Below are 25384 nucleotides of genomic sequence, written 5' to 3' on the forward strand. Positions count from 1 at the left end.
GTGTGTGACGACTTTTCATATATTACATGGGAGGTGAGATGCTGTCAACCCTATTCCGCATAAAAAAACGTCAGGTTCGATTAGAGCCTGAGGAGTCCCACTCCAATGTTTGCTGTAAACCTTCCTTCAATCCATCCAGATCCAGCCCATCCACGGCAAAAGCCTCACGGATCAAAGGCGGCGCGACAAATTCATCATACTTGCCCAGATAAGGAGCTTCATCTTCAGCCAGTAACGCAGATGCGTCTTCAGCCGTCCGACACTCACTCATGATCTCGGCTAATAATGTTCGTTCATCGACCTTGCCGGACACCACAAAATAATATGGCTCCATGGGCACAACGGACCGCAAGGCAAGTTTCTTGGACAGATTATGCTTCATCAGGCGCTCCAATGTACGGAATGATTTACTTCCCACCCAAGGAAGAACATACATCGAATCTCCCCCTGCCGGAATGACAACCTGCTTCAACAGTCCGCTTTCACGAGCTAGGCGGCGCGCCCGTTCAAGTCGATTGACGGCTTGTGGTGACAGGTAAGGATAGATCACTGAGTCGGACAACACTTCACGCATTTTCTGTACCACCGATGTATGAATATCCCCTCCCGCTCCAAGCCATAACGTATCTACCTTACCTTTTGCAGACTTCACATACACAGCCTTGTGCTTGTGATCGACCTCTTCCACTTTCCACAGTTTGCCTGCGAGCGAGAAGCAATAGCCAGGTGGAGGCACGGTTGTAATCGAACCAATCTCTTCTGAGCCGTTTAGTACTTTATGTTCCTCATCGTCTTTAAACACGGCGTAGAAGCGATAATTATTCACAATTTTCTCACCTGTCAGACCGATGATCAATGTTCGATCCTCTGTCCATTGCAGATGATCCGTCTCAATGAGGTAATTCAGGAAAACCTGATATTGATCAGGTCTAATCAACGCAAATGGAGCAAGCGAAAGGATGGCTTCTGCAAGATCTCTCGGCTCCGCCTCCCCCATACTTTTCAACATGCTCATCGTCTGATGATAGAGCACACCTATGGGTATTTTGCGGGCTTCAAGCGGCTCGACCCACTTCGTTTTTACATACAGTTCGATAACAGCAATCGCACGCATCAACGTCCACGGCATACGTGCTGGCAATTGCGCTTCCTCGTCCTCTTCCTCCGGACATACAAAAAGCATCTCCGATGCCATGTCCTCTCGTCTCCCCGAACGTCCCAGACGCTGTACAAAGCTGGACGCACTATACGGTGCACCGAGCTGAACCACACGTTCCAGCTCGCCCAGATCGATGCCCAGTTCAAGCGTGACCGTTGCCGCAGCAACCGCAGGCCCCGATCCGGTGCGCAGGGCAGCTTCCGTTTCCTCCCTCAGCATGGCGGAGATACTTCCATGATGCACATGGAACACATCACGCTCTTGCCTGCGAGCCGCGACCCGCCGCATCTCAAGTATAGTGACCTCGGCGTCGGTACGGCTGTTGGTGAAGATCAACGCTTTTTTACGATGTGTGCTCTCATAGATGAAGTCGTAGTACGCTTTGCGTGCGTTATGAAGCTGCTCCGCCTGCTCTTCATCCTGCGCATCTGGAAAAGAGAAATGTTCCACCCGCAGTCGCAGCTTGCGACCACCTGGAGAAGAGACCACATCCACTCCCTGCTGCGTTCCGGCAGCAAGCCAAGATGTAGCCGCATCATAGTCACTAAGCGTAGCGGACAAGCCCACTCTTCGCGGTGCACAGCCAGCCATACGCTCGATTCTGGCAAGCTCGCTGAGTACTTGAATCCCCCGATCCGCCCCCATGAAAGCATGCACCTCATCGATGATGACATAGCGCAGATCATGAAACAGCGCCGGGATTGCATTTGGTCGATTCATGAGCAGACCTTCCAGCGATTCTGGCGTAATCTGAAGCACACCGGACGGATTTTTCATCAGTTTTGTTTTCTCCGCCTGAGGCACATCCCCATGCCAATGCCAAACCGGAATATTTCCTTCGGTTAACAGATCCTTAAGACGTTCGAATTGGTCGTTAATCAGGGCTTTCAGAGGTCCGATGTACAAAATGCCCACTGATTTGGAAGGCCGTTCATAGAGCTCGGTCAATGCAGGAAAAAAAGCCGCCTCCGTTTTGCCGGAGGCCGTTCCCGCCGCAATCAGCATATGATGCGAGGTATGAAAACAGATATTGCAGGCCTCGATCTGAGCAGGCCGAAGCGATTCCCATCTTTTTTTATAAATAAATTCCTGCACGAATGGCGCCAGCCGATAGAATGGATTATCACTCATAATTCAAACTCCGCCAGGAAATCGTCCAGATCATCCGAATTTGCGGAAGCATCCGCCCCTTTGCCCGTTTCCTGAGGTTTGGTAGCCCGTTCACCAAGTAATTGAGTATAAGTCACTTCGGGATTCTGGTGGAGCGTATGCAGTACATCCATAAAGTCCCGTACCACTTCACGCGTGGTCAGCAATTCATCCGCACCCAGTCGGTTCACCGCCGTTTGCATAAAATCAACCAATTGTTCATCCGTAAGACTTGCACTGTATCCAAAATGTAGAGCATGAATCTGCCGCAGCTTCTGAAGTAGAATCAGAATCTCTTCATGTGATAACATCGCAAGCTTCAGGATCGGACCCGTATAATTTGCATACGCTTTGGCTGCATAACGACCATCAATAAGCCTGGAGCGAAGCGCTTCATAGCTGTATAGTCCGCGCCGTTCATCCTCCACAAATTGCGGCGTACCACCTACAAATATGCCCAGGTGCTCCGCCTTGCCCTGCATTGTATCATTAAACATAGTCAGCAATTTCTCATAGTTGCTTTGACGGGAGACGCTGTTTGTAATTTTGTACAGATTCACCGCTTCATCAATGAACAGCAGCAATCCTTTGTAACCAATGCGAGCTGTGAATTCAGACCACAATTTGAAGTAGTCATACCAGTTGTCATCGTCAATGATAACACCAACAGCCAGTTCTTTTTTCGCTTCCGTTTTGGTTGCAAATTCTCCTCGAAGCCAGCGTAGAGCCGCCTGTTTGCGATCATCATCAGCGAGCTTGTACCCGTTCCAGTATGACGCCAGTACTTTGGCAAAATCAAAGCCGTGAACCAGATTCTGCATTTCCCCCGTCACCGCATAAATCTGTTTCTCTACCTCAAGCGGCAGAGCGGGATCATCCGGGCGCAAGTTCTGACTCTGCATCGTGGATTGTTGCAGCCCTGCGATCCATTTTTGCAAAATCGGCTCCAACGCTCCCCCATCCGGGCGTGTGCGTGTAGACAGACGAGTCATCAGTTCGCGATATGTGGCAAGTCCCTGGCCTTTGGTTCCCACCAATCGACGCTCAGGTGACAGATCCGCATCTGCCACAACAAAATCCCGATCCATCGCATAGTTACGAATCATCTGCAAAAGAAAGCTTTTACCGCTGCCGTAACGACCCGTAATGAGTTTAAACGCTGCTCCACCCTCCGCAATATTGTCCATATCCCGCAAGATGGCTTCCACTTCCGGTTTCCGGCCAACGGCAATCTGCTCCAGTCCAATTCTCGGGACAACACCAGCTGTCAATGAATTTACAAGTGCGGTGGTCAGCCGCTTTGGTATTTTAAGTTCTGTCACTGAATATCACCTCTTCACATGTTCGAACACATCTATATAATCAGGAACAATCCGATCAGCATCAATCAGAAGATCACCGATCGTTTCCATAGCCACATCATTAATTTCATCCAGCAGAAGCGTAGGCATCGTTCCATATTGCTCAGCCAGACGCATCAGCTCCGTATCTGGACTTGCGCCAAGTAGAACATGAATCGTTTGCACCTGCTGAGGGGAGAGTTCCTTGGCAAAGAGCAGCCATTCTTCATCCAGATCAGCCTCAGCAGACTCGTCCCACTGCAACCTAATAGATTCTACTTGCGCTCCTGTTGCAATCTCTACTGCGGATGGCCCCGACTCCATGGAACCTTCAGTTGGAGTGATCTCATTCCTTGCTTCCAGTGCATCGACTGAATTGCTTGTAACATTTGCGTTATGAACCTCGTCATCCTTCTCTTCAGAAGGGTGATCATCCTCAATTGTAAGCGCCAATCTCACGTACTCACTTTCCTGCTGTAACGACGCCAGTTTCTCTGAATCAATACGAATCATCGGTTGTTCCACAGACTCCGCCTGTTCGATCGCATATGTTTTGTCCAGGTAACGTTCAATCAGATTCGCAAGTTCGGGTTCAAGAGTCTGTCCTCGCAATCGGCCTCTGAATCCAAGCAGTTCTCGAAGTTTATTTTCAGTACATCGATAGATCCGCGTAACCATCTGTACAAATTCAGCCTGTTCACCTATGGGCATATAGCTGAATGATACCGATCTTCCATAGATCGAATCATCATAGACTGCTTTGCGAAACAGAATGCGCTCCATCGTACGTTCATCGTTGGGATCACACTCAGGCAGCAGTCCAACTTGTCGGGTGCGTTCCAGATACGAATGAACCAACGCCATGACCTGTGGGATGTACTGCTCCATTACTTCTTTGCCGCCATCTCTATAGAACTTACTGAGTGTAATATCGTAATCGTAGTATCTTTGCAACATATTCAGCGAGATATCCGATACCTTATCCTGTAAAATACGTTGCAACTCCCTATCTAGCATCTCTGCTGGCAGGTATCCGCCCGAAAGGCCCATGACCTCGGATAAGGACATCTCCATCTGGTGGACCAGCACATAATCGACCATCCATTCTTGCATATATATATTTAATTGGGGCAGCCGTTCACGGTAGTTCACCCATAGCTGCTTCAATTGATCATAACCATCCTGAGGATTCTGCCAGCCAATGCCGTTAATTAACTCGTAGATATGAACAAATAGATAGGACAGATCGGTATCCGGGTATCTCCCCTGACGTACTTCCTTTCTCCAAAACATATACCACTTACGCTGGGCTTCGTTCATCACGCCATACGTTGGCCAGTAACTCATAAAGGGAACCCACGGGGATACATCCCCCTCCATCTCTACCCACTGCTTTGCTTCCTCCACAAAACGTTTCTCTGAGGACAATATGCCTCCAGGATGCTGCATCGTATCATGTGCAGACTGCACAATGGTTGAACGATCAGGAACCGGAACTGCTGCTGTTTCAGGTTCTTCACTCAGATCTATCTCCATAAATTCCAATTGTCTTGAGTTGTCTTTCATAGAACGTAATCTCACCCTCCTCCAAGACAGAATACGAACAAGTGTATCCATAGGGATCATTATATCACTTGTCCTGTGTCTGCGGTGACGAAATTTAGACATTCTTGGACACAAAAAAGAAGGCATTTCTGCCCTCTTTTCATCATGTCTATTTAACTTTTTTCAAATAATGATTGTATCGTTTCAAATCGAACGTTGCACAGGCGTAATCACACGACAATTGCGCGATTTTTCCCTTCACTTTTCGCTTGGGCCAACGCTCGACTCGCTTTTTCGATTAGGTCGGATGCATCGAAAAGCTCTTCTGGCACCAGTACTGCACCGCCAACACTAACAGTGACAACTCCGCTCGGACCCGTTAATTCCCGCTGAATCTGGAGAGCGAGCACGTGCCGTCTAATTTCTTCCGCAAGTTTAGCTGCATATTCAGACGTTGTGCTCTTTAATTTCAACATGAATGTACCTCCGCCAAGACGAGAGATCTGCGCTTCATGCTGTTCGCTAACCACGGTAAGCACCTCACCGATCCATTGCAGACAAAGGTCGCCTCCTTGAAGGCCGTATGCTGCATTATACGAACGGAAATCGTCAATATCTATAATGAGCAGTCCCAGACTGCATTTTTCCTGTAAACAGTCATCCCAGTCAGCTTGAAGCTGTGACTTGAACACCGTCTGAATTGGCATATCCGTTAACGGATCTGTCGTCAGATAGTTCTGAAGCTGGCTCGTCGTTTCAGTGTAATTGTCCTGTTCATGGTGGGAAGCGCCGCTGTGCAATAGGACCATCACAGAAGGTTTACCCGCGTGCGTAACAGAAGCAAGTGTAATTTCAAGCAACAATGAGGTACCTGCTGCTGTGGTGAAATACGACTGGCTGGTAATCAAACTTGTGTTATTGTGCTTTAATTCCTCAAAATTCTGTTGCAACGTCACTCTCGTTTGCTCAGGTACAAACGCCCTGAAGTCCTTGCCCATCAGGTCTTTGGAACTCTCGAACCCGAGCAACTCGGCAGCCTTCGTATTACAGTAGATAATCTGGCCGTCAGTCAAAGTAAAAAATGCCACGGGCGAGTAATCCATTAACTGCAAATAACGCTGTTCATTTTGTCGCAAAATACGAGCATTCTGCAGCGCCTGTTCTTCGGCCTGAACCAACTGGTTCTCTGTCTGCCGACGTACAATGGTTTTGAGTAAAGGTAACACGCTAAGCTCTTTGGATGTCCAAGGATACGAAGTTGATTTTACAAACTCACGCCATTTCTCGAATGATTTACGAGGCGACAGACGCATGCCGTCATCCGTCTTGAGCACCGCTTTGGCTGGGTCACCCGCCCAATCGACAACCTGGACAACCTCAGGTCGGAACCAGAGCATGTAGTTATGCTGTCCAGGCGAAATGGCAACATAAATAACCCCGGAAGCCTTATCCTGATAAGCTTTGGATGTTTCATACTCTGCACTCAGCTTCGACGTATGATAACTATAATCCTCGGACTTTCCTGCAAGCCAACCTGCCAGTTCACGAATCTGTCCACTGTTTGGCGTTTCACCATACAACAACAACTTGTCCTGGTAACAGATTGCTGCTCCGGTAGCACCCATCAGATTTAACACCGTCTCTTCTTCTCCCTGTAATTCCTCAAGCACTCGGGCAGGACTTGTGTTACCGATAAAAATGTTGGCAATTCGTGAAGCGGCTTCACGTGATTGAATCTCTGATTGATAATCATCGAGTTGCTGACGCTGAAACAATTCATTCGAGAAAAACGCGCCCAGGAAATTGCACAGATTCCGTACGCGATGGGGTACATATCTGGCCTTATAATGATGGCATGTAATGAGTCCCCACAGTTGATTGTTATGAATGAGCGAGATCGTTACAGTCGCACCTACACCCATATTATGCAAATATTCGATATGAAGTGGAGATACGCTGCGCAAGACCGAAAGACTCAAATTTAGCGGTTTGCCTGTGAGCGGTTGAAGCATAGGCACAATCCCCACAGGTGCATAATTTACATTCACAATCGTTCGCAGCCAATTGCGAAGATACAACTCCCGAGCCTGTTTTGGTATATCCGATGCCGGATAGTGATGTCCCAGGAATGGTTCGAGTTCTTGTTCACGCGCTTCAGCAATAACTTTACCATTCCATTGCTCGTCAAACTCATAGATCATCACCCGGTCGTAACCGAGCATTTCCTTCACCTGTTCAGCCGCAATCTGACTTGCTTCCACGCGACTATCTGTACTTTTGATTCGACCGAAGAATCGGGATATCCACTCAAAGTCGGTAGTCTCCATGTCCTCTTTTTCATAAAAAGGCTCGATCTCCAGAATAAGCAGACCTTCACTTTCATGAAGAACAGAGGAGAAGACCCGGTTCTCACCGGATACCTTAATGGTCAGATCCATGTAATGCAAATCAGAGGTTACATCTGCATTGAAGCTGCTAGCCAACAGTTTGCGTTCATCTTCCTCGCTGATCAGATTTTCCAAAGGCATGCCCAGAACGTCTTCATAGGCAATACCCAGATGGTCCTCCGTATTTTGGCTACACTGAACAATGGTTGGCGTAAGACTGGTATTGATGGCCAAAAGAACACCATGAGGTTGAATAAAGCCGGGGATATGAATGGGTTCTTTGTCACAGTTATTCAGATCTATCGGATCATTTGTGTATGTTCCCTGATGAAGCAATGTGCGGTTTAACAAATTTTGTTCTTTCTTGGACTTCGGTTCGGCCATGGCCAGGAAAATCCCCTCTCATGATGTTATATAAGTTGAATTAATAATTATTTACACGATACTACGATGACAGAATAACCTTCCAATCGCTGTTATCCCCAGATTTTCTCGATTCCCTTTTCTAAAAAGGGAAAAATCTGGTTATAAATGCGAGCGCTTCGCTTTTCCAGCTTTTTTCTGTCCTCTCCGTTAGGTGTAAATGATTAAATCAACTTATATAGATACCTTTTAAAATAATGAAAAAAAGTTCGTCCTGCAGGCGTTTGGGTTGATGAAGTGGGATGTTACTTGTCCGTATTAATCCATTGATCCAGTAGTCGGAATGTCTCTGATGCACTGTGCACCATGTTGTCATGATCTTCTGGCGTGCTGATGGACTGCCGCAGCAAACCTGTAAACTCGCTCCATCTTGTTCTTGTATCTGAGCCGTAAGCATTGAAATATTCCAATCCACGATCAGCTTCAATGGGCAGGAACTGCGACAAACGTTTGGTCATAATCTGTCCACCGTTCGTGGACCCCTCAATTACATACAGATATCCGAACAAACGGGCAGGTGTTGAAATATCCGGTAATTCTTCACAGAGCGGAAGTTGAGTGATCTCTTCTTCACTGGCACCCAGATTTCGTAAATCTTTTTCCAAGAGTCCAGCCTTGCCTCTAATCTCAATATCCAGTCCCGTACTTTCCCAGAAAGGCTGCTGCACAGCCTGATCCTCCAGCGGTTTCAGGAATCCATAAAATTTCTCTAAATAAGTTCTATATTCTTCTATAGTCACAGTTTGATTCATAATGGCTTTTGCATAAGGGTTCTGTTCTACTTGTCTGTGATAATGAGCTGTCTCGCTCTTCAGACGTTCCATAATAGTTGTTGCTGTCATCGTAGTTTTCCCCTTTCACAATCTGTTCTGTTAAAGACTCTATGTAAGTATACTTATTCTTATTTGAGAAAACTATATGAATCCAGCATACGTAAACAACCAGTGCATTCCTCCGTTGTTATCTTAACTCACTGTAATCCGTATGTTGTAGTATTAACCGAAAACAATAAAAACGACCCTATAATCTGAAAGGCAGTAGATTTCAGATGTCAACATGGTACACTAACTTTATATCCTGTCACTGGAGGAATGAATTCTATGGATCTTACTGTTCAAGACGTTGTGCTTCACCTCACAGATAACATTGAATTGCCGGAAAACACGGTAGATCAGCTCATTACGGGCTCACTTGATTGTAAGGTCAAAGGTATTATCTTTGCTTTTATGCCCACACATTATGTTATTGAACAAGCCATACAGCACGGTGCGAACTTGATCATTGCGCATGAATCTCCGTTTTATAACCATCACAGTCATACGGATCCGCTTGCAAATGATTCGGTTTATATGGACAAAAGAAAGTTGATCGACGAAGCAGGCATTTCCATCTATCGATGTCATGATATCATCCACCGCTTCCAACCGGATGGCATTACCGAAGGACTGATTCAGGCCTTGGGGTGGTCCTCTTATGTGGAGCAACGACTACCGGAAGCAGACGTCCTTTCTTTTCCGGAAGGACAAACCGTTGAAGCTATTGCTCACCATGTGAAAAGTTCCCTAGGGATCGATTATTTACGCGTTGCAGGCAATGCGGAAATAGTCTGTATACGCGCAGCGGTACTGGTAGGTTTTCGTGGTAATGGACATGTGACGATTCCCTTGATTCAGAATGAGCAATTGGACCTCATCATTGCTGGGGAAGGATTCGAGTGGGAGACACCGGAATATATCCGTGATGCCGTACAACAAGGCAAGTCCAAGGCACTGATCATGCTGGGACATGCTGAGAGCGAGGCTCCGGGAATGAAGCTATTGGCAGACAGGTTGGCAGAACGTTTTCCCGAATTGTCTGTTCGTTTTGTAGGCGAGAAGCCTGTGTACACTGTGATCTAATAGAATCATTGATTTGTACGGAGAGGATTTTCAAGCTGATTGTATTGCACTAATCTCATTGCCTGTCCTACCCTGGAGCTTTGGATACTTTCTATGCTCCGGGGTGCGCTCGGCAGACTCTCGTTTCATTTCCTGGATAGCTAGCTATGATGAAAAATGAGTACTGAGCATATATGCCACGCATCTCTTCATGCCCCATCTGGATTTCCCGGGTTCTTTATTGTACTCTAGATGCTGTGACTTCAAAGCTCAGGACATTTGTCCTTGGCGTTCAGAGTCAATTTATCATTTAATAATAGAAGTCGAAGTGATTGAATAAGGAGCGTACATATGAGAGGAATTATTTTTGCATTACTGGGCGGCGCGTGTATCACGCTCCAAGGTGTTGCCAATACTCGGATTAGCACCGACATGGGCACATGGCAGGCCGCTACGATTACACAACTGACAGGATTCATATTAGCAGCGCTGATCCTAATGTTTGTTAGAGACACCAACCTTCAAGGACTCAAACAAGTGAAACCCATGTACTTGGCTGGAGGTGCTTTTGGCGCCGTCATTATTTTCAGTGAAGTGACGGCCATTCAGCAAATTGGGGTTACATTCACGATCTCGGCCCTGCTCATTGCTCAGCTGTTCCTGACTTTTCTGGTGGATAGCAACGGATGGTTCGGCGTGGTGAAACAAAAGATGAAACTGCCGCAATTTCTGGGCATTGCCTTAATGGTGACTGGTGTCATTATTATGAAACTATAGTTTTTGGAGAAGAATTGAAACATATCGTCGGGGGTGAATAACAGCGTGCAAGAGATCCATAACGAGCAACAATTAATGAAGTATCTGAAGCAATATCAACTGGAAAAGATATTTCACGAGCCCCTGCGTACACATATGACGTTATGCCACTTTGAGAAGTGTGAACTGATCTGTCGTGAAGGGGAAACTTCCGAATATTTGTACGTACTGGTTGAGGGTAAAATCAAGATTTTCACCACCTCCGCACAGGACAAAACGCTGGTGCTTTGCTTCAAAACACCGCTTGAAGTTGTCGGTGACATAGAGTATGTCCGTGAAAGCGATATTGTTAATACGGTTCAGGCCGTGTCACCTGTGGTGATGCTTCGCATTCATTATCAATGGCTCGCTGAGCTTGCCAGCGATTATGCACCTTTACTTAAATTTTTGCTCAAAATTATCTCACACAAATTCTACATTGACTCGAACTTTTCCAATTTCAACCTGATGTATCCAGTGGAGGTTCGTCTAGCCAGCTACCTGCTCTCCATTTCGACAGAAGAAGCTGGTAGCGTCGTTCACGAAGATCTGGACGCGTTCAATCTGACTGACATCGCGAATCTGATCGGCACCAGTTACCGACACCTGAACAGGGTCATCCAGAAGCTCTGTGCAGACGGATTAATCGAACGACATCAAGGATTGATTATGATCAAGGATCGAGCGGGTCTACGTGAAATAGCAGGTCACAATATTTATGAATAAGGAGTTCGACAACCATGTTAATTACAGGGATTTCGCTTGCGTTGCTGGCAGGTGCACTTGTCAGTCTGCAAACGATTTTTAATAGCAAAGTCAATGAGCGCACCGGTTCATGGTCCACAACAACGCTGGTGCTTTTCACCGGATTCATTGCTTCGTTCCTCATCTCTCTGCTAGTGGAGGGCAAGAATACATTCAGCTTTCAGCATATGCAACTCTGGTACTGGCTCAGTGGAGCCATTGGTGTTGGTGTGGTCTTCTGTCTCGTACAAGGCATGAAGCTGCTTGGTCCGACGTATGCCATCTCGATCGTACTGACATCCCAACTGAGCTTTGCGCTACTATTTGATTCCATGGGGTGGCTCGGTCTGGAGCAAATTCCTTTTTCGTGGAATCAGCTGCTTGGTGTACTTGTCATTGTTGGGGGAATTGTATTGTTCAAGTTCGGTGGGGGGAAATCGGAAAAATCAGAGCAGTCCCCTGGAACACTTCAGTCTGACTCATAAACGAACAAAAAAAAGAGTGTCCGTCCAATCCCGTAGATTGGTCAGACACTCTTTTTATATAATCAAACCACGTATCGCCTCGTTCTCTTACACGAACTCCACGTTATGGTAGACCTGCTGAACATCTTCAAGGTCTTCAAGCGCATCGATCAGTTTCTCGAATTGAACTTGTGCATCCTCTGGAAGTTCAATATAGTTTTGCGCAAGCATGGTCAGCTCGGCTACTGTGAACTCAGTAATACCAGCAGCTTTGAATGCTTCTTGTACAGCGTGGAATTGATCCGGTTCTGCATATACAATTACAGCATCGTCTTCGTCCACGATATCACGTACATCCACATCTGCTTCGAGCAAAAGTTCCAGTACTTCCTCGGAGTTTTTGCCTTCTATACCGATAACCGCTGTTGGATCAAACATGTAGGCAACAGAACCGCTGACACCCATGTTACCCGCGTTTTTGTTAAACGCAGAGCGCACTTCCGGCGCTGTACGATTCACATTGTTAGTGAGTGCATCAACGATGACCATCGCACCATTCGGTCCGAAGCCTTCATAACGCAGCTCTTCATAGTTCTCATCCCCGCTGCCTTTTGCTTTTTCCATCGCACGATCAATGATGGCTTTGGGTACATTATACGTTTTGGCACGTTCCAGCACGACTTTCAGTGCACGGTTCGCTTCCGGGTCCGGTTCGCCCTTCTTGGCAGCTACATAGATCTCAACGCCGAATTTAGCGTAGACCCGGCTCGTGTTTGCATCTTTTGAAGCTTTTTTTTCCTTGATATTATTCCACTTACGACCCATATCGTTTCCGCTCACTTTCAACATGTAATCTGCTTTCTACTATGCCATTATATCTTGTTGAGCGTACTTCAACAAGTTAATACCTACGAAAAACTGGGAGTAACTGCGGTGATTATCCATCTCCATTTGAAGATTAGCCTCAGTTTATCCTCTCATAATCTCTCAGCAACAACTAACATTACCTCTACTCACTCCATATATAACAAACAAGAAGCACCCCATAAGGAATGCTTCCGTCCCTAAATCAGTCCTAACTTCAGTTCATCTTACCCGGTCAATTAAGCGTGAAATTGTCGACCATCCAACACTTCCGGAACATAGCCTGCACGAATGACAAAGTCTCCGAAATGTTCACCTTCATAGCGCTCTTTGGCATATTGGTTCACCATTGGCGTCAACGTGTCCAGAATCTCGGTTTCACCAATGTTTTCTTTGTACAGCTTATTCAAGCGATGTCCGGTGAAGCTGCCACCAAGATACATATTGTATTTACCTGGTGCTTTACCGATAAATGAAATCTCCGCCAGCATCGGTCTTGCACATCCGTTCGGGCAGCCTGTCATGCGAATGACAATCTCTTCGTCTCTCAGCCCGGCTTCGTCCAGTACTGGCTCCAGTTTGTCGATCAGAGACGGCAAGTAACGTTCGGACTCAGCCATCGCAAGGCCGCAGGTTGGAAGCGCAACACAAGCCATCGAACTTCTGCGCAGCGCAGAGTAATGTGCACCATCGGTCAGATTGTATTGCTGAATCAGCGCTTCAATCTTTTTCTTTTTCTGGCTGCTAATATTACCGATAATCAGATTTTGGTTGGCAGTCAGACGGAAATCACCCGTATGCACTTTGGCAATTTCACGTAGACCCGTCATGAGCGGATAACCGCCTACATCTTTTACGCGACCATTCTGAATGAACAGCGTGTAGTGCCATTTGCCATTATTACCTTTTACCCAACCGTATCGATCTCCGTTAGTCTCAAAATGATACGGGCGTACCGCATCCAGTTTCCATCCCAGACGGCTGGTCAGTTCATCGACAAACCACTCCACACCACGATCATCCAGCGTATATTTGAAACGAGCATGTTTACGAACTGCACGATCTCCATAATCACGCTGAATCATAACTGTTTTCTCTGCAACATCAATCATTTGCTCCGGCGTACAGAAACCAATGACTTTGGACACCTGAGGATAGGTTTTGGCGTCACCATGAGACATCCCCATGCCACCGCCAACGGAAACGTTGAAGCCTTGCAGCTTGCCGTTCTCCACAATAGCAATAAAGCCAAGATCCTGTGAATAGACGTCCACATCATTGGATGGTGGTACAGCAATACCGATCTTGAACTTCCGTGGCAAATACACTTTGCCATAGATTGGTTCAACTTCTTCGTCGGGGTCCTGGGAATCAATCACTTTCTCTCCGTCCAGCCACAGCTCATGATAAGCCCGCGTGCGAGGGTCCAAATGATTACTCACCTGACATGCCCACTCATACACTTCAGCATGCACATCGGATTGATTTGGATTCGGGTTACACATCACGTTACGGTTTACGTCCCCACATGCAGCCAGTGTGCTTAGCAACGAATCGTTTACTTCGCGAATGGTGTTCTTAAGATCCCACTTCAGTACGCCATGCAGTTGGAAAGACTGACGTGTGGTCAGACGAATTGTCTCATTCGCATATTTATGTGCCACTCTGTCCATCATCAACCATTGCTCCGGGGTTACAATTCCACCGGAAGCACGCACACGCAACATGAATTGGTATGCAGGCTCCAGCTTGGATTTGTGACGCTCATTACGCAGGTCGCGATCGTCCTGCATATAACTGCCGTGGTGTTTCATCAGACGGTTGTCGTCCTCTGGAATTGCACCCGTGATGCGATCAGCCAACGTTTCAGTCAGACTTCCGCGCAAGTAATCACTTTTGATCTTTATATCTTCCACATCGCTATTCGTGCGCTGTGGGTTAAGTAAGTTATTATAAACCATGCTGCTTTCTCCTCTCGTCTCTGCGGGATGGTGCAATCCGGCTGGGCCGGTAATTAATAGACGTCCCGCTGATAACGTTTCTCCTGCTGTAACCGTGTCAGATATTCCGATGCCTGCTCAGGCGATAAACCGCCTTCTTGTTCAAGAATCGTGGTGAGCGCAGCATGCACATCATGTGCCATTTTTTTCTCGTCACCACAGATATATATGCTTGCACCTTCCTGAAGCCACTGGTACAACTCTTTGCTGTGTTCCAGCATACGATGTTGTACATACACTTTCTGTTCCGTATCACGTGAGAAGGCTACATCCATTTTCGTGAGCACACCATCTTTGAGCCAACGTTGCCATTCCGTCTGGTACAAGAAGTCAGTGGCGAAATGCTGATCTCCGTAGAACAGCCATGTCTTGCCCTCTGCTCCTGTTTCTTCACGCTCACCAAGGAAAGATCTGAACGGCGCTACACCTGTACCTGGGCCAACCATGATGATCGGTGTATCCGGGTTCTCAGGCAGCTTGAAATTCGGGTTATGCTGTATATATACAGGCAGGGTGTCGCCAGCTTCGATTCGTTCAGCCAGATGTACCGAGCACACACCATAACGTTCTCTGCCACGCGCTTCATAACGTACCGAGCGAACGGTAAGATGAACTTCATCCGGGAAAGACTTCGAACTACTCGCTATGGAGTACAGACGTGCCGGAATTTTGCGAAGAGCAGCGACGAATTCTGCAGCAGGAATCCCTTTCAGATTATAATCCTGAACCAGATCCAGCAGATCACAGCTATTCATGACTGTACGGAATTCGGAATCATCTGCGAGTAACGCCGTCAGGCCACTCCCAGGATTCAGTTTCGCAAGTTGTTCCACGACCGGTTTCGTCACAGCTGTAATTTCAAAATAACGCAGCAACGCTTCGTGCACAGATGCCTGATCCCCGTTTTTATTCACGGTCACGCGTTCATCGGCATTCCATCCCATAGCTGCAATCAATTCCTCCACAAGGCGCGGATGATTTTCAGGGAATACCCCAAGGCTGTCACCTGGCTCGTAGTCCAGGCTGGAGCCTTCCAAAGACAACTCAATGTGGCGTGTTTCACGGTCCGATCCTCTGCCGTTCAGATTGAGATTCTCCAATACTTCCGCCTTGAATGGATTCGTACGATCATATTCGGATTCCCCGCCGCTCACCGCAGCTGTAACTGCCTCAGTGGTTACCGTACTCGAAGCAGCAGATGTACTGCTCAAGGATGCCAGTACTTCATTCATCCACTCCGCAGCTGCTTCATCAAAATCAACATCACAGTCCACGCGCGGTACAAGGGCTGTACCACCCAACTCCTGCAATCGTTTATCGAAGTCCTTACCTGTTTGACAAAAGAACTCATAGGAGGTATCTCCCAGAGCCAACACCGAGTAACGAAGTCCTTCAAGCTTCGGAGCCCGTTTGCTGTTCAGGAATTCATGCAGCGGAATCGCATTATCTGGTGGTTCGCCTTCGCCATGCGTACTGACAATGATAAGGAGATTTTCAATTTTCTTGAGTCCGTTCGGTTTGAAATCTCCCATCGATGACAACGTTACCTGAAGACCTTGCTCTTCAAGTTTCTTGGCCAGCTTCTTCGATAGGCCACTGGAATTCCCGGTTTGTGAACCGAAGAGCACGGTAACTTCCCGGGATACTGGCGGAGCACTGACAGGTGCAATACCTGTAGTTGGTGCAGCCTGTACCAGGTTAGCTGGAGCCGCTATTGTCGCGCTTGCCTGAATTGCTGCAATATATCCGCTCAACCAAGTACGTTGTCCATCGGTCAATGTAGGAATAAGACGATTAAGCAGTTCAACTTGTTCTTGATTAAAAGGGCTGTTTGTCACTTGAAGTTCCACTGTTTGCCACCTCGCGCATTGCTTCGATTTTAATTCCGACTAAAATCATCACATTAATTTAATTTCTTCTCTCTAAAACCTAACACACCGGGTGTTGAGGGTCAATTTCAATGATTTTATAGCATTTATCAGTTTCGCTGATAAAGGACAAAAAACAACAAAAACCCTCCTTTTCAAATCAAGGACGGTTTTGTTTTATTTTTAAATTTGGCTGCCATCTCAAGTTGAAGTTGAAAGTGGAATATAGTCACTAAAATGATTTCCAAGCACTCTGCTTTTATCTCCGTATACTCTGTCCAAGTGATTCTCTCCCCACAGACATATGCGGTCAATGATTTCCTGTAGTGTCAAGCCGTACTCTGTCAGCTCATACTCTACCTTGGGCGGAATCTGGGGATGGATGATTCGATGGATGATTTCATTCTTTTCCAGTTCACGCAGCTGCTGGGTTAAGACCTTCTGGGTAATGCCAGGAATGGCTCTGCGAAGTTCGCTTGTTCGTTTTTTACCTGATATCAGCTGATGCAGAATAAGAATCCTCCATTTTCCACCGACCAGTTCCAGCATCGCCTGCACACCACTCTCATATTTTTTCATTTCTTGTTCCACTTGTACTCCCCCATAATTCACATATATGTATACCTATTATTAAAAGTAACCGAAGAACCTCAAGGTATCTACAGCACTCGAAGGTGCGTACTTCTCAATACGATGTCATGAATCTTATAATAACATTGGTCAGAATGTTTAACCAAAAAAAAGAAAAAAGGATGGTTACTCCTACATGAAAGTTAAACTGGTCGTTACTCACCCAAGACAGGATTCCCTAACATTTGCCGTGATGAATCGTTTTATAGAAGGTATGCAGGAGAATTCCCATGAAATTGATATCCTCGATCTATATCATGACGGATTCGATCCATTATATGGTGTAGAAGATGAGCGAGACTGGCAAAATCCCGATAAACAGCATGCCCCTGTAATTCGCAAAGAGCTGGATCGTGTACTTGCGGCTGATGCCATTGTATTTGTTTTCCCGATCTGGTGGTATAACGTTCCCTCCATGCTCAAAGCTTATCTGGACAAGGTATGGAACATGGGGCTGCTGAACAAGGCAAACTCCAAAAAGGCACTGTGGATTGCACTAGCTGGAGGAACGGAGGCTTCATTCCATAAATACGACTATTACAACATGATTTCCAATTATCTGAATAACGGGATCGCGGGTTATGCAAGAATGCAGGAATCCCGAGTCGAATTTCTCTATGAAACGATCTCAGAATCCAAAGAACATATCGAAGGCTTGCTGGAACAAGCCTATCAAATCGGCAAAAACTACAATTAACAATGTACAACATTACAATTAACTACTGCAAAAGCATAGGAAGTTACTCGTTCGTTGAGTAGCCTACTTTTCACCCATTGGGGGCGTACAATCAAGAAGGCTTACTCCAACCTGTGTTCCAGGTCAGAGTAAGCCTTCTTTTTCACACGCTACGATTTTGGTGTAACATCATTTATTCCATACCAGCTTGCTCATCATCGCATATAACAACGTAGCCGATTCGGCTCGGGTCGCTTCGGCAAGTGGTTTCACCTCACCGTTGTACCCGTGGGCGATGCCCAGATCCACAAGTAAGGCCACACTATCCCGGGCATAAGAGCGAATCTCGGAAGCATCACGGAAACGAGTAAGGTTATCCGTTGCAGCCGTCTCGGCGTCAACCAGACCAGCCGCTGCAAGTGCTCTAACTGTCAACGTCATCATCTCCTGACGAGTGATCGTGGACTCTGGCAGGAAGTGCCCGTCACCAGTACCACTGGTGATACCTAGTGAACGCGCAGCTGTAACTGCTTCGTAATATGGAGCCTTTTCGTTTACATCAGTGAACGCATTCCCGGAAGAAGCATTCAAGCCGAGCGCAGTCATCAACCATTGCATGTATTGACCGCGAGTCATCTCCTGTTTTGGATGCAACCGGGTGGAATCCCCATTTGCTTCGGCATCAATCACACCTCGAACTGCCAATGCCTCCATCGCTTTCTTGGCCCACTGCACTTCTGCAAGATCTGCAAATGTCTGCTCCACAGACACAACAGCATAATTTCCTGTGAGTGACGTTACGGAAAATACAAGCTGCCCGCTGTTTGGATCGTAGTAACTTTGCGGCAAGGGGCTTGCCACACCGTTCACGCCAATTACAAATGCTACAATCCGATCCTGCTGAGCATTTTGTGATGATGGGTAAGGCAGACGAAGGTTCAACTCGCTTTCCGCTGGCCATGGTTGACCATCCAGTTGAAGTTCAAGCTGGACTCCATATTTCGTACCAAGCTGATCTGCGACTGTTTGTGGTAACTCCGTTCTGACCAATCGGATGGATGCAATCCCATCACCAACGATATCCTTCGTTAACAGTGTCGCGGGAAGCTCGAACATTCCCAGTTCTGTAACAATGTTGAACACATGTGACTCTCCCTGATCTATTAACGCAGAGGCAGGCAGAGATACTTCATATCCCGTTGCTCCCGAAACCGGCTTCAGCCGAAGTTCGACCAAGCGCTGACCCGTATCCGTTGAAGGGGCAACTTGAAAAGCATCTTTAATTGTTGAAACATCCACGTTGGACTGCACTACCCCCTTCTGATCAGACTGTCCCTGCAACTCCAGAACAGAACGGTCCTTCTCCGGTTTAGGTTGTGGTACCGAATTCTCTGCACTTGGGTTACCACTTCCGGATTGTCCGCCATTGCTGGATGAACCAGAACCATTTCCTGGATTTCCACCGGAACTGCCGCCTGGATTACCGCCCGAACCAGGGTCCGTGCCTCCAGAGGAAGGAGCAGATGCCTGCACCTTCACCGTCAACGGTACAGTCAGGGCTTTACTGTCGTCAGAAGTTCGAGTAATTTCCAACTCCAGTGTTACTGTTGTTTCCTTAGATGGTGGGACAATCGTTCCATCGGTTTGAATGACGGACGGTACCGAACTGGAAGCAATCTTCACCGTGAAACCTTGCGGCACGGATGGTAACTTCAGTTTTTTCGCACCTGCGGAAGGCTGTTCCAACGCTGTAATACTTGTAGCTACATCAACAGCGCTCTGCTGAGCCGTGTGCACCTGATAAGCGGAAGATACACCTCTCAAGGATTGCCCCGTGGCATCCAAAGCTTCCACTTTGTAATAATATTCTGTGCCGGGATTCAGTTCACTGTCCGTGTACTCCCGCCCATTGCCACTATAGACCACCTTGTACTCACCTTGCTCAAGATCTGAGCGGTAGAGCTTGTAGCTTGCTGCACCAAGATGAGCATCCCAGTGAAGCGTTGCGCTCGTTGAATCCAACGCAGCAGCATTAAGGCCAGCACTATCATTTGCAGGTGGCGCGGCGTCAGGTTTAACGATCATAATCCAGCTAATCATCGGGTCCTGCGATGCCGTATTGCGCACGGTCAACTCCAGCTTATTGTCCGACACGCTGATGCCTTTATGGGCTCTAACACTGGCAGGCGTAAACATAACTGCACCGGTATTGGTGCCATTGATGATGAAATTGGCTCTGCGCGATGCATTCGTCCAAGGATCGTTGAATCCTGCGTACACATCATATGTTCCGTTCGGTACATCAAATCTGTAGGATAAGTCTGTGCCTTTAGGAGAATTGCTGATATTGCCACCGTTCAGATAACGTACGGTCGAGAAAATATCTCCGCCATTTGAGCCGGATGACAGTGCATCTGCGCTGGTGTATCCCCAATTGCGACCCTCTGCCGGAACGTACATCTGGTCCGCCGTTCCTAGGTTCGCAAGTGTTCCTTTCATATACGCACCCATAAGACTGTAATCAGCCGTTTCGTAACCCCCGCTGTTCACAAAATATAGTGTATTCTCCGGAATGACATTTAAGCGAACTGCCTGCTTTTTGTTGTTAAATTCCGGTGTCGTTACCTGTAACGTGAGCGGTCCTGGCTTGGCAAAATCTTCTGCCGTCATGGCCCGGTTATCAATCGTCCATATTGCTGGCGTTGATACCAGTGCTCCACCCTCGCGCACATTCAATGTTGTTGGCAAGGATGGTACTTTGCCTAGCGCCACGGCTTCTGGCAACGGATCAGCAATATCAACCTTGTCCATCGAATTCAGCAGATCCGGTGTCCAACTGTTATACCACTTGATCGCGATGTCGGAGCCTATTCCAAACTCAATGGGCAAGAACACGTATTTTGCAGCATCATTCGAGAAATTGCCACCATTCCACGTATCCCCTACGTAAATGAATTTGCCTTTTTCCGGATCGACCGGAATGACGGAAGTGGTCTGTGTGCCAAATGCCTTGCCTGGATCGGGATCGGTTGGCAACGTACGCACGAACGGATTGGTCTGAGTTGACCACGGGCCAAAAATGTTATCCGCCACCGTCACTTTGTTTTCGTTAGGGGCCCAACCGGAAGCTCCGGAAGTCAAAATATAATATTTCCCCTGATACTTGAACATCGCCGGTGCTTCACGTTGCCCTCCCGGGAACACACGCACGTAATCTACGCCGTATTCCGCCTGATAGGTGGAATCTCGTACCGGATTGCCTTTGTCATCCGTTCGTCCTTCCTTATGCCACCCTGTTACGTCACTATAGTCTTCATTCAGTTTGGAGATATATAACGTCAGGTTTTCTTCGCTGGAGTAGATCAGATAACCGGTACCGTCATCGTCCTTGAACAACGTCATGTCACGGGCCATGCCCTTATCGCTTGGGAAGTAATCTTTCTCCCCTTCGGGAGCTCTGTCCATCCGGTAACTCTTCTGATACACAAAAGGCCCTGTTGGAGAGTCACTGATCGCATAACCGGCCCTCGCCTTACCGTAATTCGCATTATCGTTATAGGGGTCTTTGTCGCCGTCCATGTGGGCCCACATCACGTATTTCTTTGTTTTGTCGTTGTAGATGACCTTTGGTCGTTCAATAATCCGTCCTTTGCGGATATCTGCCCAGATATCCACGCGGTCTTCACGCCCCGCATACAATTCGGAGATCAACGGGTCATGGTCAAAATCATCCATGGATTGAAGTGTCGATAGAGCCATGCCCTCATCTGTCCAGTTCATCAGATCCTTGGAAGAATACACACGCACACCAACAGCTGGCCAGCCTCCCTTATGATATTCGCCATACCAGTAATAGGTCTCCGTCTGTTCATCATAGAAAAAACCAGCCCCATGTGCATCGATCGGTTTCCCGTCCAGATCTGGCCACAATTGACCCGGTGTAATGCTTGTGCGAACTGTGGCAACACCCAACGGTGCGGATGCTGGAGAAGTTACGCCGTCCACAGTCGCCTGAATGATGTAAAAATATCCTGTGCCCATCGTCAGACCGCTATCGTTAAACGTGTTTTCATTGCCACTATAGACCTGCTGATACGTACCCGTAGCACTGGTTGCACGGGACACGGTATACGTTACATCAGATCCAGGCAGGACATTCCACTCAAGAGAGATTGACGTGTCCGTCACAGCTGTGGTAGCGAACTCTGCTGGAGAGTCAATGGAGTACGTCGTAGCTTCAGCAACAGCGGCCGCTGACTCACCAGCTGCATTAAAGGCTGTCACACGATAGCTGTAGCTGGTGCCCGGCTCAAGTGCATTATCCGTGAATGTGAGCCCTTTACCTTCATAGATTTGCTCGTATTGCTCACTGCCAGCTTCGGCCCGAACCACGCGATAACCAGTTGACTTGTCCACGGCGGACCAAGATAACTTCACGCTCGTTGCGTTGAGTGCTTCGGCCTTTAATTCGCCAGGAGCCTGTGGTGCCGACGCAGTCGTCCGAACTTCCAGCGGAGCAGTCCATAATGATTCGGTTAGGCCTCCGTATTCATAAGCGAGCCTGTAATAATACACCGTATCCCCGCTTAATCCTTCATCAGTGTATCCCACAGTTCCGGTATTGGTTACCAGGGAATAGCCGCCTTCAGGCGTAGAGGAACGGTACAAGCGATAGGCTGATGCACCCGCGATTTCAGACCATTGCAGTGAAACCGAAGACGCCGTCTGCTCAGCAATGGAGAGCTGAATATCGTTCCCAGGCGGTTGCTCCGCAATGATCACGTCATCTGCATGTACCGACTGCCACTTATTCCGAATGCCCACGGTACCTGACCCGTATGTAGGATCGACCAGATCAAATACCAACCGATCGGAGCCATTTTCTGCGATATACCCGCGAATGGTGGTACCTGATAACACCACTTTGAGTGTGTACCATGTATTTTTGGCAAACGCATAGTCCACCGTTTTCAAAGTAGTATCTGTTCCGTTCACCCGTTTGGAGAAAACGAGTTTGTTGTTGGGTACCTGCATTTGAAAATAGTAAAAGTTGCTCTTATCTTGGAACCGCGGCAAAATGCCCGGAAATCCTTTACCTTCTCCTGTATAAAAGCGCATGGACACGGTCATGTCCGACATGGAGTCTCCAGTAGAGATGATGCCTTCATTGGTATCGCTCTGGAAAAGCGTGGAGTTGGACGCATCTGTCGGGTCAGCGAACACTTCCCAGTCGCCTGAGCTTACGTTCCACGCAGGTGATTCTGTGTAATTCCCATCCGAAAAATCATCCTGCAACAACGTGGGGGGTATACTGCTCAATTCGGCATACGCCTTACTCGGCAGCATCAACGGTCCCGAAGACAGCGCAAGTGTTGCAGATAACATAAATATCATGGGTTTCCTGAGTTTATCCAATGTTCATTCTCTCCTTTGGCGTGAAAGATGAAAGCATGGTTCTTGAACGCGCGGTGTTGTTGTTCAGCCTATCCTCAGCAACCAGTTGTCAGTAACGAGCGTTTGTCCACCTCCTCATTTTAATGAAACCGGTTTCATTAGAGTGCAAAAAAAAGACCCGTCTTCCCTTCTAAGTGCAATGATACCCATACGGAATACCGTGTCTTCCTTGCCCCTATGCAGTGAAACAGGTTTTTAATATATAAATGTAATCGCTTTCCTGAATTATATTATTGCCTTATTCCAGCTGTCAACTGTGAATTCAATTCAAACATTTTTCGTTAAAACCACGCAAAAAAGGCGCGAGTTCTGCCTGTTTTGCAAGCAAAATTCGCGCCTTTTCTCACGCTTCGAGCTTGTTCGCAAGCTCGCACGTATTATTAGTCCGTGACTTTTGAACAACCTCTATTTAGAATACTTTCGTGGTCCACGACTCACAATTCCACGTCTCCGTAACTACATCACGGTAGAATTCCGGTTCGTGGGAGATTAGAAGAATACTGCCTTTGTAAGCCTTGAGCGCACGTTTCAACTCTTCCTTGGCATCAACGTCCAGATGGTTTGTCGGCTCATCGAGCACAAGCAGGTTGGTTTCATTATTGATCAGCTTACAGAGACGCACTTTGGCTTTCTCCCCACCACTTAGTACAGCTACCTTGCTCTCAATGTGTTTTGTAGTCAAACCACATTTTGCAAGTGCAGCACGCACTTCGAATTGGGTATAGGAAGGGAACTCCTGCCAGATCTCTTCAATACATGTATTGTAGTTGGCATCCTTCATCTCTTGCTGGAAGTAACCAATCTCCAGATGTTCACCACGTTGAACGGTTCCTTCCAGAGCCTGAATTTCACCCAGAATACTGCGCATCAGGGTTGTTTTACCGATTCCGTTCGCACCAACAAGGGCGATTTTCTGTCCGCGCTCCATACGCAGATCCAGTGGTCTGGACAACGGTTCGTTGTATCCAATTACAAGACCTTTGGTTTCGAAAATGAGCTTGCCGGATGTTCTTGCATCACGGAAGTTGAACTGCGGTTTCGGTTTCTCCTTGGCGATCTCGATGACATCCATCTTGTCGAGTTTCTTCTGTCTGGACATCGCCATATTACGTGTAGCTACACTTGCTTTGTTACGCGCTACAAAATCCTTGAGGTCAGCAATCTCTTGTTGTTGGCGCTTGTAAGCCGACTCCAACTGCTGTTTTCTCATCTCATGCACTTCCTGGAAGTGATCATAATCGCCCACATAGCGAGTTAGATTCTGGTTCTCCATGTGATAGATCAAGTTGATTACACTGTTCAGGAACGGAATATCGTGAGAAATGAGGATAAATGCATTCTCATATTCCTGCAGATAACGTTTCAGCCATTCGATATGCAATTCATCCAAATAGTTCGTAGGCTCATCGAGGAGCAAAATATCGGGTTTTTCCAACAGCAGCTTGGCAAGCAGTACTTTGGTACGCTGTCCACCACTCAGATCATTGACGTCTTTATCCAGACCAATATCTGTCAGACCCAGACCACGTGCGGTTTCATCCACTTTGGCGTCAATCATGTAGAAATCCTGGTTTGTCAGCGTATCCTGAATCGTACCCACATCTTCAAGAAGTTGTTCAAGCTCCTCAGGAGTTACGTCGCCCATTTTGCCATACATATCATTCATTTCCTGTTCCATGTCAAACAAATACTGGAACGCGCCGCGAAGAACGTCACGGATCGATTGGCCTTTGTTCAATACAGCATGCTGGTCCAGATAACCAACACGCATCCGTTTGGACCACTCCACCTTGCCTTCATCCGGCTGAAGCTTTCCTGTAATAATGTTCATGAAGGTGGATTTACCTTCACCATTAGCCCCGATCAGACCAATATGTTCGCCCTTCAACAGGCGGAATGAAACGTCGTTAAAGATAGCACGGTCACCAAAACCGTGACTTAATTTTTCTACATTTAATATGCTCATTCATGACACCTTTTCTATATAGACTTAATTCTTTGTATATTAT

Annotated in this window: 16 protein-coding genes; 5 read left to right on the forward strand and 11 right to left on the reverse strand. The window is 47.2% G+C overall.

What is annotated here, in order from left to right; genetic code table 11:
- Positions 1 to 70: 70 nt before the first annotated feature.
- The 5 genes from QF049_RS10085 to QF049_RS10105 form a co-directional block, all read right to left on the reverse strand.
- Positions 71 to 2290 carry a DEAD/DEAH box helicase gene (locus QF049_RS10085; RefSeq protein ID WP_307537059.1) on the reverse strand — a complete coding sequence of 740 codons (2220 nt, stop codon included), beginning with the start codon at positions 2288 to 2290 and terminating at the stop codon, positions 71 to 73.
- Positions 2287 to 3630: an ATP-binding protein gene (locus tag QF049_RS10090; protein WP_307537060.1), complete on the reverse strand. Its 1344-nt coding sequence runs from the start codon at positions 3628 to 3630 to the stop codon at positions 2287 to 2289. The genes QF049_RS10085 and QF049_RS10090 overlap by 4 nt, the downstream gene beginning before the upstream one ends.
- Positions 3631 to 3636: 6 nt before the next feature.
- On the reverse strand, positions 3637 to 5184 hold the full coding sequence (locus tag QF049_RS10095; RefSeq protein ID WP_307543173.1) for a TerB N-terminal domain-containing protein: 1548 nt from the start codon (positions 5182 to 5184) through the stop codon (positions 3637 to 3639).
- Between the two features lie 239 nt (positions 5185 to 5423).
- Positions 5424 to 7964, reverse strand: a complete 2541-nt coding sequence (locus QF049_RS10100; RefSeq protein WP_307537062.1) for a diguanylate cyclase domain-containing protein — start codon at positions 7962 to 7964, stop codon at positions 5424 to 5426.
- Between the two features lie 284 nt (positions 7965 to 8248).
- Positions 8249 to 8845: a biliverdin-producing heme oxygenase gene (locus QF049_RS10105; RefSeq protein ID WP_307537065.1), complete on the reverse strand. Its 597-nt coding sequence runs from the start codon at positions 8843 to 8845 to the stop codon at positions 8249 to 8251.
- A 258-nt stretch (positions 8846 to 9103) separates the two neighbouring features.
- Between QF049_RS10105 and QF049_RS10110 the strand changes: the two genes are divergently transcribed.
- The 4 genes from QF049_RS10110 to QF049_RS10125 all read left to right on the forward strand — a co-directional run bounded on the left by QF049_RS10110 (position 9104) and on the right by QF049_RS10125 (position 11904).
- Positions 9104 to 9901, forward strand: coding sequence for a Nif3-like dinuclear metal center hexameric protein (locus tag QF049_RS10110; RefSeq protein WP_307537067.1), 798 nt, complete (start codon positions 9104 to 9106; stop codon positions 9899 to 9901).
- Between the two features lie 330 nt (positions 9902 to 10231).
- Positions 10232 to 10657 (forward strand): DMT family transporter, encoded by a 426-nt coding sequence (locus QF049_RS10115; protein ID WP_036608521.1) that lies wholly within the window; start codon positions 10232 to 10234, stop codon positions 10655 to 10657.
- A 45-nt stretch (positions 10658 to 10702) separates the two neighbouring features.
- On the forward strand, positions 10703 to 11401 hold the full coding sequence (locus QF049_RS10120; protein ID WP_307537069.1) for a Crp/Fnr family transcriptional regulator: 699 nt from the start codon (positions 10703 to 10705) through the stop codon (positions 11399 to 11401).
- 14 nt (positions 11402 to 11415) lie between these two features.
- Positions 11416 to 11904: a DMT family transporter gene (locus tag QF049_RS10125; RefSeq protein ID WP_105598526.1), complete on the forward strand. Its 489-nt coding sequence runs from the start codon at positions 11416 to 11418 to the stop codon at positions 11902 to 11904.
- Between the two features lie 87 nt (positions 11905 to 11991).
- Here QF049_RS10125 and QF049_RS10130 read toward each other — a convergent pair whose 3' ends face one another.
- From QF049_RS10130 to QF049_RS10145, 4 genes are all read right to left on the reverse strand, one after another.
- The gene (locus QF049_RS10130; RefSeq protein ID WP_307543175.1) at positions 11992 to 12708 is read right to left on the reverse strand and encodes a YebC/PmpR family DNA-binding transcriptional regulator; all 717 of its coding nucleotides are present in this window, start codon (positions 12706 to 12708) and stop codon (positions 11992 to 11994) included.
- 278 nt (positions 12709 to 12986) lie between these two features.
- The gene (gene cysI, locus QF049_RS10135) at positions 12987 to 14708 is read right to left on the reverse strand and encodes an assimilatory sulfite reductase (NADPH) hemoprotein subunit (RefSeq protein WP_307537072.1); all 1722 of its coding nucleotides are present in this window, start codon (positions 14706 to 14708) and stop codon (positions 12987 to 12989) included.
- 53 nt (positions 14709 to 14761) lie between these two features.
- Positions 14762 to 16597: an assimilatory sulfite reductase (NADPH) flavoprotein subunit gene (locus QF049_RS10140; RefSeq protein WP_307537075.1), complete on the reverse strand. Its 1836-nt coding sequence runs from the start codon at positions 16595 to 16597 to the stop codon at positions 14762 to 14764.
- A gap of 219 nt (positions 16598 to 16816) precedes the next feature.
- On the reverse strand, positions 16817 to 17194 hold the full coding sequence (locus QF049_RS10145) for a winged helix-turn-helix transcriptional regulator (RefSeq protein WP_307543177.1): 378 nt from the start codon (positions 17192 to 17194) through the stop codon (positions 16817 to 16819).
- Positions 17195 to 17381: 187 nt separating this feature from the next.
- Here QF049_RS10145 and QF049_RS10150 point away from each other — a divergent pair, with 187 nt between their 5' ends.
- Complete coding sequence (locus QF049_RS10150; RefSeq protein ID WP_091016753.1) at positions 17382 to 17942, forward strand: NAD(P)H oxidoreductase; 561 nt, start codon at positions 17382 to 17384, stop codon at positions 17940 to 17942.
- Positions 17943 to 18110: 168 nt separating this feature from the next.
- Here the strand turns inward: QF049_RS10150 and QF049_RS10155 are convergent, their stop codons facing one another.
- Both QF049_RS10155 and QF049_RS10160 read right to left on the reverse strand, forming a co-directional pair.
- Positions 18111 to 23315, reverse strand: coding sequence for an S-layer homology domain-containing protein (locus QF049_RS10155; protein ID WP_307537078.1), 5205 nt, complete (start codon positions 23313 to 23315; stop codon positions 18111 to 18113).
- A gap of 469 nt (positions 23316 to 23784) precedes the next feature.
- On the reverse strand, positions 23785 to 25341 hold the full coding sequence (locus tag QF049_RS10160; protein ID WP_017688769.1) for an ABC-F family ATP-binding cassette domain-containing protein: 1557 nt from the start codon (positions 25339 to 25341) through the stop codon (positions 23785 to 23787).
- Positions 25342 to 25384: the final 43 nt, after the last annotated feature.

This window comes from Paenibacillus sp. W4I10, assembly GCF_030816325.1.
Lineage (GTDB): Bacteria > Bacillota > Bacilli > Paenibacillales > Paenibacillaceae > Paenibacillus > Paenibacillus amylolyticus_B.

Bases quoted from the DNA above. Each gene is read 5' to 3' on its own strand.
- QF049_RS10085 (WP_307537059.1), bottom strand. From the start codon at position 2,290: ATGAGTGATAATCCATTCTATCGGCTGGCGCCATTCGTGCAGGAATTT.
- QF049_RS10095 (WP_307543173.1), bottom strand. From the start codon at position 5,184: ATGGAGATAGATCTGAGTGAAGAACCTGAAACAGCAGCAGTTCCGGTT.
- QF049_RS10100 (WP_307537062.1), bottom strand. From the start codon at position 7,964: ATGGCCGAACCGAAGTCCAAGAAAGAACAAAATTTGTTAAACCGCACA.
- QF049_RS10105 (WP_307537065.1), bottom strand. From the start codon at position 8,845: ATGACAGCAACAACTATTATGGAACGTCTGAAGAGCGAGACAGCTCAT.
- QF049_RS10110 (WP_307537067.1), top strand. From the start codon at position 9,104: ATGGATCTTACTGTTCAAGACGTTGTGCTTCACCTCACAGATAACATT.
- QF049_RS10115 (WP_036608521.1), top strand. From the start codon at position 10,232: ATGAGAGGAATTATTTTTGCATTACTGGGCGGCGCGTGTATCACGCTC.
- QF049_RS10125 (WP_105598526.1), top strand. From the start codon at position 11,416: ATGTTAATTACAGGGATTTCGCTTGCGTTGCTGGCAGGTGCACTTGTC.
- QF049_RS10130 (WP_307543175.1), bottom strand. From the start codon at position 12,708: ATGGGTCGTAAGTGGAATAATATCAAGGAAAAAAAAGCTTCAAAAGAT.
- cysI (WP_307537072.1), bottom strand. From the start codon at position 14,708: ATGGTTTATAATAACTTACTTAACCCACAGCGCACGAATAGCGATGTG.
- QF049_RS10145 (WP_307543177.1), bottom strand. From the start codon at position 17,194: ATGAAAAAATATGAGAGTGGTGTGCAGGCGATGCTGGAACTGGTCGGT.
- QF049_RS10150 (WP_091016753.1), top strand. From the start codon at position 17,382: ATGAAAGTTAAACTGGTCGTTACTCACCCAAGACAGGATTCCCTAACA.
- QF049_RS10155 (WP_307537078.1), bottom strand. From the start codon at position 23,315: ATGATATTTATGTTATCTGCAACACTTGCGCTGTCTTCGGGACCGTTG.
- QF049_RS10160 (WP_017688769.1), bottom strand. From the start codon at position 25,341: ATGAGCATATTAAATGTAGAAAAATTAAGTCACGGTTTTGGTGACCGT.